An 18,701-nucleotide genomic window follows, 5' to 3' on the forward strand; every position below is an offset into this window, starting at 1 on the left:
ATGTGGCGTCGTCAACGGGTACGTCGCTCTTTACGGTTACACAGGGGGGGAATGTGGGGATTGGATCTTCAACGCCAAGCAGTAGATTTACGGTGATCAATACTAACCCCAACCTTGGAAACGCTTCCTTTGGAACAGGTGATGGAGTAACCGCACAATTTGGTGGATTTGCAACTGGACAAGCATCTGATGGTTCAACAGTTAAAGCAACAGGAATTGGTGCTCTTGCATCAGGAGTGGCAGGGACTGTTATTGGACCTGCTTCTATCACTGCTTCTGGATCCGGATCGTTTGCATTTGGAAGTGCTAGTGGATTTGGAGGTGATGACACAATCGTTGCTTCAGGTGTTGGCGCACTTGCATTTGGTACTGTCGATGCTGGTGCAGGAAAGATCCTCGCATCAGGAGATGGATCATTTGCTGGAGGAAATGTTGCACTAGGAAACATTACCGCAACCCAATCGAGTGCATTTGCATGGGGTAGCAACATTAATGCTACTCAAAACTATGCAATTGCATTTGGTACAGGCTATACCAACAACACAGCAAGTACATTTCAAGTTGGATACGGTGCAACACCAACACTTACAGTGAACGCGACGCAGGTTGGAGTTGGATCTACGTCTCCAATTGCAAGGCTCTCAGTCACTGGTTCAGCGGGGATCAACCCATTTGTGGTGGCATCATCAACTGGAACGCAACTCTTTAACATTTTGCAGAATGGGAATGTCGGAGTTGGAACAACCACTCCAGGTGCAAAATTATCTGTAACAAGTACAGCTGCAGGGGTGCCATTCCTTGTTGCTTCTTCATCAGGTGCTGTGATGGCAAGAATAAATTCAAATGGGGGCTTATATATTCATAATGACACAAACGGAGAAGCGCTTAGGATTCAACAAAACGGAGGTTCAAGAATTATGTTGATTGACGGACAAGGTATGAGCTTTAATACGGTTGTTTCAGTTGGAAAGACAAACACATGGGCTGGAGTAGGTGCACTTGAAGTTCAGACAGCAACCGTAGGGCGAGTTGGTGTGTGGGTTAAAGGTGAAGCGTCACAAACAGCCGCGCTATTTCGTGGTGTAAACAGCTCTAACATCACCATGTCTGAACTCAAAGCAGATGGAGGGGCATACTTCTATGAGAAAGTTGGAATTGGATCAACAACTCCAATTTCAACACTTACCGTCGTTGGAACATCGACAGCAAACCCATTTACTGTTGCCTCGTCAACTGGCTCAAGTCTCTTGACTGTCTTAAAAAACGGTAATGTGGGAATTGGATCAAGTAATCCAACGTATAAATTGACAGTAGCAGGTACTTCTAACTTTACTGGCACTTCTAACTTTACTGGTGCTAACGTAACAGGAACTTTGACGGTTACTAATGGTCTTGATGGGGTATTTCTTTCAGAGGCAATATACTCCGATGAGGCTGGCTTGTACTCAAATAATAGTACTCAGCAAATTGCCACATTTGATTCAAACACTGGTTTATACAACTACGGCGATCAGGTTTTTGTTGCTGCAAACTCTGGTATTGGAATTGGTTCAACATCTCCAAATGCAAAATTGGCAGTTAAGTCAAATCCTGGCTTGAATCCTGTTGCGATTGCTTCATCATCAGGACTAACGCTTTTTACAATCATTCAAAACGGTAATACAGGAATCGGTACGACATCTCCACAAAAGAAACTACATGTATATACAACAGCAGACGAAGCTCCAGTTCGATTCGAAGATTCAAATGGATATTGTGAAATCAATCCAACATCAACAACGTGGACATGTACATCTGATGTGAATTTGAAGAAGGATATTATGACGCTTGCAAGTACGGATATGGCAGGAAAAGTTATGGCGCTTAACCCTGTAACGTTTAAGTGGAAAAATCAAACAACAGATGACCTTCGATATGGTTTGATTGCTCAGGAAGTGGAAGAGGTGTTCCCAGAATTTGTTCAAACTGATGAACGAGGGAATAAGTCTGTTTCATACGGATCATTTACACCAGTACTTATCTCGGCAGTACAATCAATCGATGCACGAGTAAAAACACTAGAAGAATCACTTGCTGATGCACAGGCAAGTATGTCGTCATCTGTTGGAGAATGGATTGGCACTCAAATTTCTGCCGTTATCGGTTCGTTTAAGAAAATTAAGGTTGAGGAAGGAATGGAGATTAAAGACCAGAAGACTGGTGATGTATATTGCGTAACTATTAGTGATGGTGAATGGCTAAAGACAAAAGGAGAGTGTGGATCTGAGCCTGTAACTGGTGGAAACGATGAGCCGGTAGAGCCTCCTACAGACCCAATTGATGAACCTGTCGATGATCCAGTTGATCCTATTCAAACTCCAGTAGGTGTACCAGTTGAAAACCCAACAGAACCTGAGCCAGTTGAAGAAGTACATGATTCTGAAGGGGTTCCTGAAACTAACGAACCAAACGAGGCTTCTGGAGATGAGAGCGGGGATTCTTCAGGGGGTGATTCAAGTGAAGGTGGTGATACTGGAAGTGAAGCTGGAGAGTAATTTAAGCTCGCTTAGCAATTCCAATATAGTTATAAATTAATGGTTTAGATTTTTCTTGAGAGCAGTCAATTTTCTCAAATGAAAAACCAGCTTGCACAATCATTTCTTTGATATTTCTGTCGTAATGACAATTACCGGTGAAGTGTTTTGTGAGAAAGGTAAAGCAGGTTTGAATTATATGAGTAATTTTTAGTGGTGAAACACCGTGATCTGCAAAAATAAATTTTCCGGTTGGTTTTAGTACTCTTGAAATTTCTTTGAGTACTTGTGGTAAATCAGTAACACTACAGAGTGTCCACGTAGAAACAACCGTATCGATTGAGTGGTTGGGGAGGAGAATTGCCTCTGCGCTACTCTCTAAAAATTCAACAGGGTATGAAAGTGCAGTTGCACGTGTCTTGGCAATTTTGATTAATCCCTCTGACGGATCAAGAGCATATAGTTTCTCTATTTGTTTGTAGTGGGCGAAATTGTATCCAGGACCAATCCCTATCTCCAGTACAATTCCAGTTGCGTTTACTAATACTTCTTCTCGGGTGTCTTCAAGGTCCTTTGAATACATCTCGTAATTCAATAGTTTTGGAACAATATATGTTTGATACCAATGAGTCATGAAAATGCAGCTGCGGAGACGGAGGGATTCGAACCCTCGGGGCCTTTTAAGGGGCCCACCTCTTTAGCAAAGAGGCACGATAGACCACTCTGACACATCTCCAATGTGTAAGAACAGTAGCATATTTAAGTAGCGATGGCGAGACAAGAAATATGTGATGCTCCAGCTAAAAATAAGGCATCTCGGGCTCCAGATAGCGTTCGACAAGAGACAATTATGTCGTCTACTAGAATGCAGTATTTCCCATGTATTAGTGGTGCATGTGCTTTTGAAACAGTACATGAGGGCTCTTTTTTATTCCCACTGACCACGTGAAGTGTATCTGGCGGGGCGACGGTTATGCCCGTTTTGGCACTTATACGTGCCATATACATATATATAGTATGAAATTGCCAGAAGCCATGTGTCCGAATACGTGTTTTTGTGCAGGGAATAAATACCACAACAGTTTCTAAGGGACGTTGTAGTAGAGCCATTTCTTTAACTTCTTTGTATATAAAATGTGAGAAGAGTTTACTAACGTTGTGGTCATTAAAACATCGAAGTTCCTCTAGGAGAGATCTAATAATAGGAGCTTGGTATGAAAATAGTGCTTGCATACCCAGCGGCACTGTACTTCTGATGTGTTTTCCCAAGAATGCATGTGGCTCTATTATGTATATGTCTCCAGCGCGTAATGATTGTGCTGCTATTGATGCTGAGGAGGGAGGAAATATTTGATGTGTGATTGTGTTGGTCAAAAATTGAGTGTGACAGGCAATATTTTGGTATACTTCTTTAAATGGCATTATTTTCTTCATTATTTGGTAAATCTGCCCCAGCGTCTGTGTTGGGTATAGATATTGGATCTTCTTCTATTAAGGTTGTTCAACTTCGTCGGGAGGGAGGAAAGGCGGTACTTGAAACATATGGAGAACTTTCACTTGGTCCGTACGCACAGACAGAAATTGGTCGCGCGACAAACTTGCCACCAGAAAAACTTGGGGCTGCACTCAAAGACCTTCTTAGGGAATGTAAGGCAACAGCAAGTTCATGTGGTCTTGCAATACCGTTTGCATCGAGTTTGATCTCTGTCATTGAAATTCCTGAGGTCTCACAAAAAGAACTTCAATCAATTGTGCCAATTGAGGCACGTAAATATATCCCTGTACCAATTTCCGAGGTTAGTTTGGATTGGTCAGTCATACCTCGTGTAAAGGGAGAGCCTGATTTTAATGGAGGAGACATGAAGGTAAACCCAATAAAAAATAAAATTGACGTCCTAACTGTAGCAATTCATAACGATACAATTTCAAAATATAAAGACATTATGCGAGCGGCAGGACTCGATTGTTCTTTCTTTGAGATTGAAATATTCAGCACAATTCGCGCACTTCTTGAAAACGATCCCGCTCCAGTAATGATTTTGGATATGGGTGCAGCTACAACAAAGCTATATATTATTGAGCGAGGGGTAATTAGGAACTCACATACTATTAATAGAGGGTCACAAGACCTCACGATTGGTTTGTCATCCGCATTAGGTATTACAGTTGAAGAAGCAGAGCTGTTAAAGCGCGGAGCAGTTAGTCCTAGGGAAGGTCAAGATGAGGTGATGAAAAGCATTTTCTCAACTATGCTCGACTATATATTCTCAGAAGCAGAGCGTGTCATCCTTACATATCAAAAGAAACACAATAAAGACTTGTCTCAGGTGTATCTAGTTGGAGGTGGTGTAAAACTCAAAGGATTTATCGATGATGTTCGTAGTGGTCTTGAGGTGAACTGTATCCCTGGTAACCCATTTGCAAAGATTCAAACACCAGCGTTTCTTGATCAGATGTTGAACATCACCGGCCCAGAATTTTCTGTCGCTGTTGGTATTGCACTGCGTCGTCTTCAAGAAGTTGGATAAGATTTCCACAAGCGCAGTTAAATTGTTCTTGCTAGTTTGATTGTCTGATATACTTTTAGGAGCAATGGATCCTAAGCAGACATCATTTATTCCTCGCAAGTCAGCCACAGACACGAGATTTGAAAAAAAAGCGACGGCTGGAATCTTTAATCTTATTTGTGCAGCGCTCTTTATTGTTGCTGTCATGGCATCAGCCGGAGTATTCATGTATAACCGCATGCTTAATTCAGCGATTGTAAACAAGCAGGCTGAATTAGCTGACTATCAAGAACAAATTCGCAGTGAAGTTGTTCAAAATATTAAAAAGACAGCAGCACGAATGGATGCTGCAGAAAACAGGCTTGGTGCACACTTGGCACTCTCGTCATTTATGGAAGATTTGGGCGATGTGACACTTAGAAATATTCGCTGGAAGAATTTCAGATTCCAAGAAGAGGGTGGACGGCTTCAAGTTGTCATGGATGGAGAAGCTCGATCATTTGCCTCGGTTGCACTACAGGCTGACAAGATTTCAGAGACTGATATTTTCACATCCCCACTCATTTCTAACCTAAGTCTTTCTGAAAATGGTGGTGCACTCTTTGCGTTTAGAACATTTATTACGCCAGAGGCAGCAAATTATAGGATTTCTGTTATTGAAGATGCAGTAGAAATCCCAGTTGTAGAACCTGCTCCCGTTGAGACACAAGCTGCAGCAACTTCATCAGGCACATCTACGGCTCCACGAGGAGGGCAACCATTAAATACTCGACCATAATGAAAGCGCTCACACCAATTCTTTTGTTCCTCGCTGCTATTGCTGCTTTTTTCTATTACATCAAACCTGGATATGCAACGATCCAACAGCTACAGGTGCAGAATAAGCAGTACGATGTCGCACTGGAGAAAGCTGAAGAGTTTGCGATAAAACGCGATGAATTGAATGATCAACTGAATCAATTTAAGAAGGAGGACTTGCAGCGTCTAGAACGGATGATTCCTGATAACATCGATTCAACACGACTTATTATTGAAATAGACCAAATCGCAAAGAAATATGCTTCAGGTATAACAGGAATACGAGTAGATGACGGACAATCAAGTGGAGGAGCTACACCGTCTTCACTTCCATATAACGTTGTCACAATTGGTTTTGGTATCAAAGCAACGTATGAAGACTTCAATGACTTCCTAAAAGATATTGAAGTAAATCTTCGTTTGTCGGACGCTGCAGTCGTTTCGTTTACACCAGGTGCTGATGGAAGTGCGGTCCATACATTTAGCATGACCATTAAAACTTATTGGTTAAAACCAGTACAATAATATGTTTAGAAACCTAGTCATTATCGTTGGTGTCATTGTTCTATTTGCAGGCGGTTTCTTTGCATACACTGAGTTTTTTGTTGCTGAGCCAGCCGTACTTTCTGTCGAAGAGTTGGGGGATGATTTCGTAGGAAAAGACGTAATCATCGAACTTGAGAAAATTAGGAACGTTAATTTCTCAAACACACTTTTTTCTGATCCTGCCTACCAAAGCTTGGTCGATGGCACGATCCATATTGTAGATGAGCCAAAGGGTAGGCCAAACCCATTCGCACCAATCGGTGCCGGTGTGCAAAGTGTCGTTATCCGCGCTTCAAGCACGAGAACTACACCTGCGCGTTAATATATACACGCCATGGATGATACTTTAGTACAAGGATCTGAAAACGATCTTCAAAAAGACCGCTCGGTCAGAACTATCCGTATAAATAGTGAAGATTCAGGACCGTTACCATCAAGTGGTATTGGCGTAGTCAGTGTTACCGAAAAACTTAGGAAAAGTATGGCGGGTGGAAAACCTGGTGAAAGCTTGGAGGACAAGTCTAAGCGATTGAACATCCCAACACGACATGTAGTTATTGATGAGGTCCCGTATGACATTCTTGACTATGTCCCTGAAGATTCTGCTATGCACTACCAAGTGGTGCCACTTTCACAAAAGGAAGGTGTTATCGAAGTTGGAATGGTTGACCCGGATGATATCGAAGCGCGTAATGCACTTACGTTTATTTTCTCGCGCGTCAGTCTTCCATTTACCGTTACACTCATTTCCCATGACGATTTTCAAAAGGTAGTTGGGTTATATAAAGGTCTCTCTGGAGAAGTTACCAAGGCGCTCTCGGACCTTGATACTGAACTTCGAAACGAAGCAGACATCGCAGTGATGCAACAAAAAAGTGCATCCGAAGAAGAAGGCTCGGGTGGTCAGATGAAGGAAGATGCACCGATTACAAAAATCGTGGCAACAATCTTGCGATATGCAACAGAAGGACTTGCATCCGACGTTCACATTGAAGGAATGAGAGATGTGATCCGAGTCCGATTCCGTGTTGATGGTATCTTGAACACGAGTCTATCTCTCCCAATTAACGTGCAGTCTGCGGTAGTTGCCCGTATCAAAATCCTTTGCAATATGAAGCTCGATGAACGACGCCGACCACAAGACGGACGTTTCTCAGCCCGAATTGAAGGAAAGAAAGTGGACTTTCGTGTATCAACATTCCCAACATATTTCGGTGAGAAGGTGGTTATGCGTATTCTTGACCACGAACGTGGTATGAAGCGCCTTGATGATTTGCATATTACTGACCGAAACTTGAAGATCATTAAAGATGCTATTAAGAAGCCATACGGACTTATCTTGATCTCTGGACCTACAGGATCTGGTAAAACAACAACACTGTACTCGATGCTCCAGGAAGTTGACCGTGAGACAAAAAACGTACTTTCTCTTGAAGACCCGATTGAATATAACATTGAAGGTGTGAGTCAGTCACAGGTGTTTCCTGAAATTGGATATACGTTTGCAACTGGACTACGTACAACACTTCGTCAAGACCCAGACGTAATCCTTGTGGGAGAGATCCGAGATAAAGAAACTGCGCAGCTTGCCATCCAAGCGGCGCTCACTGGTCACTTGGTGCTTTCAACGATCCACACCAACAATGCTGCAGGTGTTATTCCACGTCTTATTGATATGGGAGTTGACCCATTTTTGATCGCACCAACACTTCAGTTGGCCATCGCGCAGCGACTCGGTGCTGTGATTTGCAAAGACGGTGCAGAAGAAGTGAAGGTGGAAGGTACGGTTACAGATCGTATCAATAAGCATTTTGAAGAACTTAATGAAACACAACGTGCGGCTATCAAGCTACCTGAATTTGTATACGAAAAGGGTCACTCAAGCGAGTGTCCAACAGGTACAAAGGGTCGAATGGCTGCGATGGAAGTTATTGAAATGGATCGTGAGCTTGAGCGGGTTATTTTGTCAGGAAACCCAACTGAAGAAAGTATTATGAACATTGCACGCAAGCAAGGAATGTTGAGTATGCGGGAAGATGCAATGCTTAAGGCGCTTGAAGGATTCTTTGCACTTTCGGAAGTGGATGCAATATAGATGTGAATGTAACGTCGATGGTATACTAAATACATACTTGTTATGGATCAACAAAAACAAAAAATTCTCATCATAGACGACGACAGGTTCTTATTGAACATGTATGCACGAAAGCTTGACCACAGTGGTTATCTTGTTGAGTCAGCTCAAGGTGGAGTAGAGGCGCTAGAAAAACTTAAGTCAGGATATGTTCCAGATGTGATCTTAGTTGACATTATCATGCCAGGAATGGATGGTATTACACTTGTGAAAGAAATTCGTAAGCAACAACTTGCCCCTCGTGCAAAGGTGATCATGCTTACGAACCAGTCAGACGCAACTGATATGAAGGCAGCAACAGAGAATAATATTGATGGATATATTATCAAAGCAGTCACGATTCCATCAGAAGTGGTTACAAAAATGAGGGAAGTCCTTGCGGGAAAGAAAATATTCTCTGATCCGTTTTAGTATAAAGATATTTAGTACATTGTCATGAACACAATCCAAGAACCACAAACACAAGCAACAGGAGAAGCCAAAAAAGTTTTTGAAACATTGGTCCAGCTTGTTATTAAAGAAGCTGCGTCAGATCTACACCTTGCAGAAGGAAGACAGCCAATGATGCGTGTCTCTGGTTTCTTGGTACCTATCCTTCAGGCTCCTGTTATTACTCGTGATCATATGCTTGCGATCACAGACATAATCATGACACCTGAATATAAACAGGAATTCATGAAGGAGAAAGAAATTGACTTCTCATACTCATATGGAGACATGGGTCGTTTCCGCGGAAATGGATTCGTTGCACAAGGGAGAATTAGTATCGCACTTCGACTTATCCCAGGAAGAATCAAGACGCTCGATGAATTGCGCCTACCATCACTTTTGGAGAGTTTTACCAAGCGTGAACAAGGGTTCTTCCTCTGTGTAGGTCCTGTAGGACAAGGAAAATCAACAACACTTGCTGCGTTGATTGAGATCATCAACCAAGATCGAATGGAGCATATTATCACCATCGAAGATCCAATCGAGTATATCTTCTCTCCAAAGAAGTCAGTTATTGACCAACGTGAAGTTGGAATTGATACAAAAGATTTCGGAGGAGCACTTAAGCACGCACTCCGCCAAGACGTGAACGTGCTCTTGGTCGGAGAAATGCGAGACCTTGAGACTATTTCTATGGCGGTAACTGCTGCTGAGACTGGTCACTTGGTATTTTCAACACTCCACACAAATACCGCCGCCCAGACAATTGACCGTATCATCGACGTGTTTCCAGCAGAGCAACAGGGGCAGATCCGCTTGCAGCTTGCAGCAAGTATGACTGGTATTTTTTCACAACGTCTCATTCCACGAATCAGTGGAGGACTAGTACCTGCATATGAACTTTTGATTAACAACAGTGCTGTTTCTAACTTGATTCGTGAAAAGCGAACACATGAATTAAATACAGTCATTGAAACAAGTGCACAGCAGGGAATGATTGACCTCAACCGGTCCTTGGTTGAACTTGTTCGACAGGGTGAAATTAGTATTGAGAATGCGTATGCACACTCAGCTAACCCAAAGGTACTTGATAAGATGTTGTAATATTTTTTAAGTATGATATTTACCTACAAAGCATTAGATAAAGATGGACGTGCCGCAGAGGGTACGATTGATGCTGCGAATGTAGATATTGCAATTACTTCTCTCCAGCGAAAGAATTTAATTATTACTGATATCCGTTCAGCTGAAGAAGCGTCTCAAGGATTACTGCGAAAAAATATTTCTTTTTTTTCTCGAATTAGTACAAAAGAGGTTGTGATCTTGTCACGACAAATGTCTATCTTGTTCGAATCCCAGGTGTCTGCGCTTCGTGTGTTTAGGCTCCTCGGTGCTGAAAATGAAAACCAGCAGCTCCGTGTAATTTTGACTCAGGTTGCTGATGATATCCAAGGGGGTAGTCCAATTTCTGCTGCACTTGCAAAACACCCAAAGGTATTTAGTGCGTTTTATGTAAACATGATTAAGGCTGGTGAAGAGTCAGGAAAGCTCTCTGAAACCCTGGTGTATCTTGCTGATTACTTAGAGCGGTCTTATGAAGTTACCTCTAAGACAACAAATGCCCTCATTTATCCTGCATTCATTGTCGCAACATTCATCGCTGTAATGATTTTGATGTTTACGATGGTTATTCCAAAAATTAGTCTTATTATTGAGGAATCAGGACAGGAAATCCCAATCTATACCAAGATCATCATGGGTATTAGTAACTTTATGGTCGCATACTGGCCCTTCTTGGGTATCGGTGCAATTATTGCTGGATTCTTTGCTGTTCGTTTTCTTAGGACCGATCAAGGAAGAGCTGAACTTGATGAGTTTAAATTAAAAGTTCCGTATGTGGGAGATCTTTATAAAAAACTGTTTCTCTCGCGTATTGCTGACAACATGAACGTTATGATTCTCTCGGGAATCCCCATGATACGTACACTTGAAATTACTTCAGATATTGTTGGAAATAAGGTGTACAAAGGAATTCTTGAAGATGCCATTATTAGTGTAAGAGCTGGTAGTGCTGTTTCTGATGTGTTTGCACGGTACCCTGAGATGCCAGGTATTCTGATTCAAATGATGAAAGTTGGAGAGGAGACTGGACAGCTTGGTGTGATCCTAAAGACTCTCGCTCGGTTCTATCAGCGAGAAGTGGTTGGAGCAATCGATACACTTATTGGACTTATTGAGCCAGTAATGATCGTGGTTTTGGGTGTTGGTGTCGCGATTCTCCTTGCCTCAGTGCTCGTGCCAATCTACAACATTGCAGGTACTATCTAGTCCGCGTGATCCCCAGGAGTCTCTATACTTATCCACATGGTATAAAGACGGCCAACCAATGGCTCTATATAATAAAGATACAACGTTTTCATACCGAAAACGGGCGTTATAAATAAATTAAAAAGTTTTAATGAAATCATTCAAGAAAGGCTTTACCCTCATTGAACTCCTCGTGGTCATTGCGATCATCGGAATTCTCTCAGCAGTAGTGCTTGCGAGCCTTAATACGGCCCGTGCACGTGCTAACGCAACAAAGGTTAAGGCACAATTAAATAACCTACGAAGTGCTGCAGAAGTGTATTATGATTCAAACGGTGGTTATGGAGCAACAGTTGCAGTATGTACAGGAGGAATGTTTGCGGACGCTGCTGTGAACCCTCTAATTCTCGGAACATCACTTCCAACAGGAACAACAGTTTCTTGTTACGCTAGCTCAACTGCATATGGTGTAAAGGCTGAATTACCAGCAGGACAAGGTTGGTATTGTGTTGACTCAACTGGTACAGCATCATCTTCACCTAACGCTGCTGATCCGTACGCAATGAGTGCCACAGACTACAAGTGCTAATAGTTTAGTTTTTAACTAAAAAAACCCGCATGTGCGGGTTTTTTGTTTGGATGATCTAGGGATATAATCAAATACATGGAAGTTTCGAAAAAAACATCAGCTAAGGCGTTTACTCTTATTGAGGTAATGATTGCAGTGGCAATCATTGGTATTTTAACAACAATACTTCTTTTCTCTTCGAGTAGTTCACGTGCCAAGGCGAGAGATGCACGGAGAATATCTGATGCAACCCAGATTCGTATTGCACTTGAAGGATATTTTGAGCAGTCAACAATGGGAAGTCAGACGTACCCTACGTCTATTTATAGTGTGACAAATAGTCTACTTAGTACTGGGCTTATGACTGCAATTCCACGTGACCCACAGACTGGTAATCAGTATGTGTACACTGGATACGGCTCACTCGCATCTCGATCGTTTTGTAACGGCTCAACTATTCCATGTAAGAGCTATTGTCTTGTGGTGCATTTGGAACAAAATAACCCAATTCGAGTTGGAAATGTTGCCTGTTCAGCAAGTACTCCTGCTGATACGTACTTGTACCCGTACTATATAAGCCGTTAATCTATCCATGGATTTATTTATTCTGTTTTTCGTCTTTGCATTCGGTGCTTCAATCGGAAGCTTTCTTAATGTTGTTCTGTATCGATTTAACACAGGTCTTACGCTGGGTGGTAGATCCATGTGCGGGACTTGCGCACGTACGCTTGAGCCGTATGAACTTGTTCCTGTAATTAGCTTCCTAGCATTAGGTGCACGATGTCGTACCTGTAGATCAAAGATCTCATGGCAGTATCCAATAATTGAGATTGCAAACGGTTGTATTGCGTTGGTCGTGTATTTAGTTGGAAAACAAATGCTTTTTGATTCAGGATTAATATTTGCTGCGTGGTTACTTGGAACATTTTTAATACATACCATTCTCTTAGGTATCATTGCATACGATATTAAACACACGATTATTCCTGACACATTCTCAGGATTATTTGCTGCGATTGCGATCGGTATGGCGATTGCTAGTTTGCCAACTCCAAGTGGAGAAGGACTCCTTTCTATATTCCTTGCAGGATTTGCATTGGCGTTTCCGTTTGCATTCTTGTGGTTTATTTCAAAAGGAAAGTGGATGGGATTTGGTGATGCAAAACTAGCAATTGGAATTGGATGGTACCTAGGTTTTTCTTTGGGTATTGCGGCAATTCTTATGGCGTTTTGGTTGGGGGCTATTGTCGGAATACTTCTCATGATTCTTACAAAAATCACAGGAAAGTTGGGGTTGAACATGAAGAGTGAGTTGCCATTTGCACCATTTTTGATTATTGGACTATGGATCGCATGGATCGGGGGAATTTCAGTGGGCGAGATCCTAGGTGTTTTCGAAAGATTGTTTACAATATAGATATATGGTCACTCCGTCACTGAAACAGAAAGTGTTGCGAAAATTAGGTTTCAGCTTGGTAGAGCTACTTATCGTGCTTTCAATTTTCTCAATTATGACCGCACTGCTAGTTGCAAACTACAGACGGTTTGGAAATAATGTTACGTTAACAAATCTTGTCTACGAGGTTGCATTGTCAATCCGTGAAGTACAGTCTTTTGGTCTCGGAGTACGAAGTAGCGGGTCAGGCAGCACTGCTACTCAGTTCAATCAGGGGTATGGCTTTAATATCGCAAATAATTCTTCGTATCGAGTATTTGCAGATGAAGATGCAAGTAAGACCTTTAACGCGGCCAATCCGCTTGATGTAACTGTCCGTGTGTATACACTTCCAACCGGAAATACTATTTCAAAAAAATGCGGTACTTTAACCGTGGGTGGTGCATATGCGAATATAGCAGGGAATTTGGATATTACATTCCTCAGGCCAGATCCGGCGGCAGTAATTCGATCAGGTGCTACAGATTATAAAAAAGCCAATATTTGCTTACAGTCAGCAAATAGTAGAGTTAAGCAAATTGAAGTTACAAATGCTGGACAGATATCGGTGGCTGATGGTTGTGTATGCCCATAATTAATAGACATATGAATATTCGTACAAAAAATTCAGGTTTTACGCTCGTAGAGATTCTTGTCTCTCTTGCTGTGTTTGCAATTGTGATCACAGCGGGGGCATCATCGGTACTCTCAATCATTGATGCAAACCAAAAGGCACAATCTTTAAATTCTGTAATGACAAATATGTATACAGCACTTGAAGGTATGGCGAGAGAAGTGCGAGTAGGGACAAACTATACCCACCAAACAGGAGATTCGGCACCATTTGATACACTTAAATTCACATCAGATATAGGCGTAGAAAACATTTTTGCATTAAGTGAGACTAATGGAATTGGAACAATCACTCAAAGTGTTGGACCAGCTGGGATAGCTCAACCAATCACGTCAAGTGAAATTGATATTGAGTCCCTCACATTTACAATTTATCCGTTAGATACAGGTGGATCAATCAATGATCAGCCGATGGTGGTGATGAATATTCGTGGAAGGGCAGAGACACAAGCAAAGACAAAGACAGAATTTAATATGCAGACGATTATGTCACAGCGTCTCTTACAAGAACTATAGCCATGAGAAACACACATAAAGGATTTACGCTTATTGAGACATTAGTTGCGATCTTTATCATTTCTATTGCTATTGTCGCAACAATGTCTTCGGCACAGCGTGCGCTCCAGACGTCATATTACGCACGTGACCAAGTTGTTGGTTTCTTCTTGGCAGACGAAGCAATGGAAATTGTTCAAAATATTCGTGACTCAAACTTTAAGTCAGGCAATCATTGGCTTACGGGAATTATTGCAACGGACGCGGCCGTGAATAGTGAGTCAGTTTTCTGTACAGATATTACAACAAACTCACGCCAGCTTAAGCTTGTCGGTACAGCGGGTTGCCCGGTTGACGGAAGGTTGTATCAGACGAGTGCAGGAAAATACACGAACGTAAGTACTGGTAACAACATAACCATCTTTAAACGACAGTTATCTGTCAAGAGAATTAGTGAACAGGAAATCCAGATTACCGTTTCACTCAAATGGAAGACTGGTTCTATGGCTGAGCGAGAGTTTAAGTTTTACAAAAGCTTATTGAACTGGAAATAACATGAGTGTATTTACCACGAAACATACCAATGATGGGTTTACGCTTCTCTTTAGCGTATTAATCATGGGGTTCTTGATGTCTGTTGCTGTAGCCATCCTCGGTTTCTCAACCAGGCAGATTAGCATCTCAGGAATCGGACGAGACTCTCAGTCAGCGTTTTATGCAGCTGATAGTGGTGTTGAGTGTATCCGTTTTAATGATGATCAAGGAAATATTCATCCAGGAATAACCGAAGTAGATTGTCACGGTATTAAATATCGTGTGATTTCTATAACTGAAGTACGTTGCCCAGAGGATGCTGATTGTGATGATAATGCTGACCCAAGCCTACGGTATACGAAATATATTTTTGCTCCTGCAAAACTAGTTAGTGGAACAAGTAATAATGTGCCTGAAATTGAGATTGTACTCATTAAGCAATTTGGTGGTGAGGGATTATCCACACTGACTTCACGTGGAAGGAATACGGGTATTACAACAGGTAACCGAGTTGAGCGAGCGATAAAGGTTACATATAAACCAAAAAGCTGTTTTGAAGATGTTGACATCTTTCTTGTTGTTGATGGGTCCGGAAGTATTCTTCCTGAGCAAATACCTGGACTTAAGAGAAATCTAAAAGACTTTGCCCAAGAGTTACTGAGTGATTCTGGAAACAGAATAGGGCTGATTGTGTTTCGAGGCCTTGCTCATATTCCTGTTCGACTAACTGATAATTATACAGAGTTAGCAACAGCAATCGATTCAATTAAAATTGCAGGGGATACAAACCGTGGGACAAGCATTGATGACTCATGGGACACATATTTTCCAAGTGACGACGACACAAATATTCCACTTGGATTTCGCTATGCACTCAATGAATTTAATGATGAGGTAGATACAAACGAATTAGATAGAAAAATCACCCTTGCCTCATATGCGTCTGCTGAACGGTTAAATCGACCAAACTCAAAAGATATCGTGGTCTTGTTTACTGACGGTGCGCCTGACTCAATCATTGATGGTAATAACAACTTCCACCATGAAATTGCACATAACCCTCTTGCTAACCTGGGAACACGAGGTCCACTTGAAAGTGTAATTACTGAAGCAACAAGACTAAAGGCAGGTGGAGCAAATGGTCCAGTTGAGTTGTTTACTGTAGGTATATCAGGTAGCGACTACAGGCGCTGTGACGATGATTGGAACAGTCCAATTAACCAATGTACTGAAGGATTTGATGAAGGATGTTGGAAAGATAGGACTCGCCTCGATTCAAATGAGCGTAACGAGTTTAGCTTCAATGAATCATGTCCAGCATTTATGAATCGTGTAGTAAGTACCCCAACAAACATTCACAACTATCAGGCGGCAAATTTCAATAATGGCCTTGATGCCGTTATTAATAGCCTTAACTCATGCACACGAGACTAGCTCGTGGTAGGCTGTGTAAATGAAGCGAAGCGAGGCAGAAACACGTATAGCAAAGCTCCGGGAGACGATTGACAAGTATCGCTACGAGTACCACGTGCTCGATAAGGAGACTATTGCTGCCGAGGCCCTGGACTCACTCAAAGACGAGCTAGCCACCCTAGAGGCTCAATATCCTGATCTTGTAACCCCTGATTCTCCAACTCAGCGAGTAGCAGGTGAGCCTCTTCCTGAGTTCAAAAAGGTTCCACATAAAGTGACTCAGTGGTCATTTAACGATGCCTTCACCGAAAGCGACATGCGTGAATTTCACGAGCGACAGGTGAGGTTTATTCGTGAAGCAAAACGAGACAATCGTCTTTCAAAAGATACTCCTGATATCCCAACATATGTTTGTGAACTCAAAATTGATGGCTTGAAGATTGTTCTTGAATATGTTGATGGATATCTAAAAACCGCAGCAACACGTGGTAACGGTGTAATTGGAGAAGATGTGACACATAATGTGCGCACGATTAATTCCGTACCGATTAAACTTCGAAAACCTGTTTCAATTATTGTCGAAGGTGAAGTGTGGGTGACTCGAAAAGGACTGGCTAAACTAAACAAAGAGCGAGAAAAAGCAGGTGAGATGTTGTTTGCTAACCCGCGTAATGCTGCGGCAGGATCGATTAGACAATTGGATCCTAAGATTGCAGCTGCACGGCCGCTTGATACATTCATTTACGACATTGGCGAAGTTGAAGGAAAACTACTCCCAGATACTCAAGAGAAGGAACTGTCATTCTTAGAAGAATTGGGTTTCAAGGTAAACCGAGATCGTCGGCACGTTAAGGATATTGATGGTGTGCTTACATATTGGGCAGAATGGCAAAAGAAAAAAGATTCCCTAGATTTCCAGATTGATGGGGTGGTGGTTAAGGTAAATGAAAAACTCTTCCAGGAAGCTATTGGATACACAGGTAAGGCGCCTCGGTTTGCCATTGCGTTTAAATTTCCTGCAGAGCAAGTGACAACTGTCGTTGAGGACATCCAGCTTCAGGTTGGGCGCACGGGTGTCATTACACCTGTTGCAATCCTTCGCCCTGTCCTTGTGGCTGGCACAACGGTCTCAAGAGCAACACTACATAATGAAGATGAGATACAAAGATTGGATGTCCGAATTGGAGACACGGTAATACTCGAGAAAGCAGGAGATGTTATTCCCAAGGTAAAACAGGTAGTAACTGAGATGCGTACTGGGAAAGAAAAAAAGTACACATTTCCAAAAAGAGTGGATGGATGTGGGGGTGATGGAAGCATCGAGCGAATTCCGGGGCAAGCTGCGTGGAGGTGTGTGGTCTCTGACTCGTTTGATCAGCGCAAACGTCGGTTGCATCATTTTGTTTCAAGACAAGCACTCAATATCGACGGACTTGGAAAGAAAATTATTGACGCGCTACTTGAAAATGAATTAATTGATGACGCTGCTGACTTATTTATGTTGAAGAAGGGAGATGTACTTTCCATGCCTCGATTTGCAGAAAAATCTGCCCAGAATGTTATCGATGCAATTGAGTTAGCACGAAATACAGAATTACACCGCGTGCTTGTGGGGCTCTCGATGCCGCATATTGGAGAGGAAAGCGCACTCCTTTTGGCTCAACAATTTAAGACACTTGAAGATGTTTTTAAAGCTCCAAAAGAAAAGCTTGATGCAATTGATGGGTTCGGTGACATTATGGCGGAGGCACTCATTTCATGGAGGAATGATGAGCGACATGCACATTTGGTACAAAAGCTTTCAAAGCAGTTAGTCATTAAAAACTCTGAGTATGAGACTGCAAAAAAACTGCAGGCAGTTGGCGGGGCACTTACAGGTAAAATATTTGTGATTACAGGCACCATGTCACGACCTCGTCCAGAGATCCAAAAGGTAATTAGAAATGCTGGAGGAGAGGTGTCTGGTTCTGTATCAGCAAAGACGGACTATGTAGTAGCAGGGGATTCTGCTGGTTCAAAACTCGAAAAAGCTGAAGAATTAGGCGTCAAAGTGATTACAGAATCAGAATTATTCAATATGTTATAGTACGGATATGATTTCTCGAGAGGATATAGAAAAGCTTTCTACGCTTTCAAGGATTCACGTGACGAGTGATGAAATTGAGGCATTGCGCTCTGAAATAGACGGTATTTTAGGCTACATTGCCCAGGTATCAGATGTTGCTGGAATAAGTACCGTTTCAAACAGTACCTCGTATCCAAAAGCAGTAAATGTGTTACGACCTGATACTAATCCACGGGAACCTGGAACAAACACTGATGCGTTAGTTAAAGCCGCACCGGATAGTGATGGGTCACATATTCGGGTTCAGCACATGTTTTAAATTTA

Annotated in this window: 20 protein-coding genes and 1 tRNA gene; 18 read left to right on the plus strand and 3 right to left on the minus strand. The window is 42.1% G+C overall.

The annotated features are described in order from the left end of the window. Positions 1–2,534, plus strand: a 2,534-nt coding sequence (locus tag PLF31_03270) for a tail fiber domain-containing protein (protein ID HRH26460.1), incomplete at its 5' end; no start/stop codon positions are given. Between the two features lies 1 nt (position 2,535). Here PLF31_03270 and PLF31_03275 read toward each other — a convergent pair. From PLF31_03275 to PLF31_03285, 3 genes are all read right to left on the minus strand, one after another. After that, positions 2,536–3,147, minus strand: a complete 612-nt coding sequence (locus PLF31_03275; protein ID HRH26461.1) for a class I SAM-dependent methyltransferase — start codon at positions 3,145–3,147, stop codon at positions 2,536–2,538. A 13-nt stretch (positions 3,148–3,160) separates the two neighbouring features. Further along, a tRNA-Ser gene (locus PLF31_03280) sits at positions 3,161–3,249 on the minus strand. 23 nt (positions 3,250–3,272) lie between these two features. After that, on the minus strand, positions 3,273–3,947 hold the full coding sequence (locus PLF31_03285; GenBank protein ID HRH26462.1) for a phosphoribosyltransferase: 675 nt from the start codon (positions 3,945–3,947) through the stop codon (positions 3,273–3,275). Between PLF31_03285 and pilM the strand changes: the two genes are divergently transcribed. The 17 genes from pilM (at position 3,929) to PLF31_03370 (ending at position 18,696) form a co-directional block, all read left to right on the plus strand. Beyond that, positions 3,929–5,041, plus strand: coding sequence for a type IV pilus assembly protein PilM (gene pilM, locus PLF31_03290; GenBank protein HRH26463.1), 1,113 nt, complete (start codon positions 3,929–3,931; stop codon positions 5,039–5,041). The two genes, PLF31_03285 and pilM, sit on opposite strands and share 19 nt — an antisense overlap. Positions 5,042–5,105: 64 nt before the next feature. After that, positions 5,106–5,798 (plus strand): hypothetical protein, encoded by a 693-nt coding sequence (locus tag PLF31_03295; GenBank protein HRH26464.1) that lies wholly within the window; start codon positions 5,106–5,108, stop codon positions 5,796–5,798. Continuing rightward, a complete protein-coding gene (gene pilO, locus PLF31_03300; GenBank protein ID HRH26465.1) occupies positions 5,798–6,343 on the plus strand; it encodes a type 4a pilus biogenesis protein PilO in 546 nt (181 codons plus the stop codon). The genes PLF31_03295 and pilO overlap by 1 nt, the downstream gene beginning before the upstream one ends. 1 nt (position 6,344) lies before the next feature. Then, positions 6,345–6,686, plus strand: a complete 342-nt coding sequence (locus PLF31_03305; protein ID HRH26466.1) for a hypothetical protein — start codon at positions 6,345–6,347, stop codon at positions 6,684–6,686. Between the two features lie 12 nt (positions 6,687–6,698). Next, positions 6,699–8,459, plus strand: coding sequence for a GspE/PulE family protein (locus PLF31_03310; GenBank protein HRH26467.1), 1,761 nt, complete (start codon positions 6,699–6,701; stop codon positions 8,457–8,459). A 42-nt stretch (positions 8,460–8,501) separates the two neighbouring features. Then, positions 8,502–8,909 (plus strand): response regulator, encoded by a 408-nt coding sequence (locus PLF31_03315; protein ID HRH26468.1) that lies wholly within the window; start codon positions 8,502–8,504, stop codon positions 8,907–8,909. Positions 8,910–8,933: 24 nt separating this feature from the next. Continuing rightward, on the plus strand, positions 8,934–10,031 hold the full coding sequence (locus PLF31_03320) for a PilT/PilU family type 4a pilus ATPase (GenBank protein ID HRH26469.1): 1,098 nt from the start codon (positions 8,934–8,936) through the stop codon (positions 10,029–10,031). A gap of 12 nt (positions 10,032–10,043) precedes the next feature. Continuing rightward, positions 10,044–11,255, plus strand: a complete 1,212-nt coding sequence (locus PLF31_03325) for a type II secretion system F family protein (protein HRH26470.1) — start codon at positions 10,044–10,046, stop codon at positions 11,253–11,255. Between the two features lie 130 nt (positions 11,256–11,385). Next, positions 11,386–11,823, plus strand: coding sequence for a type II secretion system protein (locus PLF31_03330; GenBank protein HRH26471.1), 438 nt, complete (start codon positions 11,386–11,388; stop codon positions 11,821–11,823). Positions 11,824–11,898: 75 nt separating this feature from the next. Further along, positions 11,899–12,387, plus strand: coding sequence for a type II secretion system protein (locus PLF31_03335; GenBank protein ID HRH26472.1), 489 nt, complete (start codon positions 11,899–11,901; stop codon positions 12,385–12,387). 7 nt (positions 12,388–12,394) lie between these two features. After that, entirely contained in the window at positions 12,395–13,219 is an 825-nt protein-coding gene (locus PLF31_03340) for a prepilin peptidase (GenBank protein ID HRH26473.1), read from the plus strand. Positions 13,220–13,223: 4 nt separating this feature from the next. Continuing rightward, positions 13,224–13,832, plus strand: a complete 609-nt coding sequence (locus PLF31_03345; GenBank protein ID HRH26474.1) for a type II secretion system protein — start codon at positions 13,224–13,226, stop codon at positions 13,830–13,832. Between the two features lie 11 nt (positions 13,833–13,843). Next, positions 13,844–14,386: a type II secretion system protein gene (locus tag PLF31_03350; protein HRH26475.1), complete on the plus strand. Its 543-nt coding sequence runs from the start codon at positions 13,844–13,846 to the stop codon at positions 14,384–14,386. Between the two features lie 2 nt (positions 14,387–14,388). Then, positions 14,389–14,919 carry a prepilin-type N-terminal cleavage/methylation domain-containing protein gene (locus PLF31_03355; protein HRH26476.1) on the plus strand — a complete coding sequence of 177 codons (531 nt, stop codon included), beginning with the start codon at positions 14,389–14,391 and terminating at the stop codon, positions 14,917–14,919. 1 nt (position 14,920) lies between these two features. Further along, positions 14,921–16,333 (plus strand): VWA domain-containing protein, encoded by a 1,413-nt coding sequence (locus PLF31_03360; protein HRH26477.1) that lies wholly within the window; start codon positions 14,921–14,923, stop codon positions 16,331–16,333. 19 nt (positions 16,334–16,352) lie between these two features. After that, positions 16,353–18,398, plus strand: coding sequence for an NAD-dependent DNA ligase LigA (gene ligA, locus PLF31_03365; protein ID HRH26478.1), 2,046 nt, complete (start codon positions 16,353–16,355; stop codon positions 18,396–18,398). A gap of 7 nt (positions 18,399–18,405) precedes the next feature. Then, the gene (locus PLF31_03370; protein HRH26479.1) at positions 18,406–18,696 is read left to right on the plus strand and encodes an Asp-tRNA(Asn)/Glu-tRNA(Gln) amidotransferase subunit GatC; all 291 of its coding nucleotides are present in this window, start codon (positions 18,406–18,408) and stop codon (positions 18,694–18,696) included. The last annotated feature ends 5 nt before the right edge of the window (positions 18,697–18,701 follow it).

It is taken from the genome of Candidatus Paceibacterota bacterium (genome assembly GCA_035438625.1).
Taxonomy (GTDB): Bacteria; Patescibacteriota; Minisyncoccia; order Phycocordibacterales; family DAORIS01; genus DAORIS01.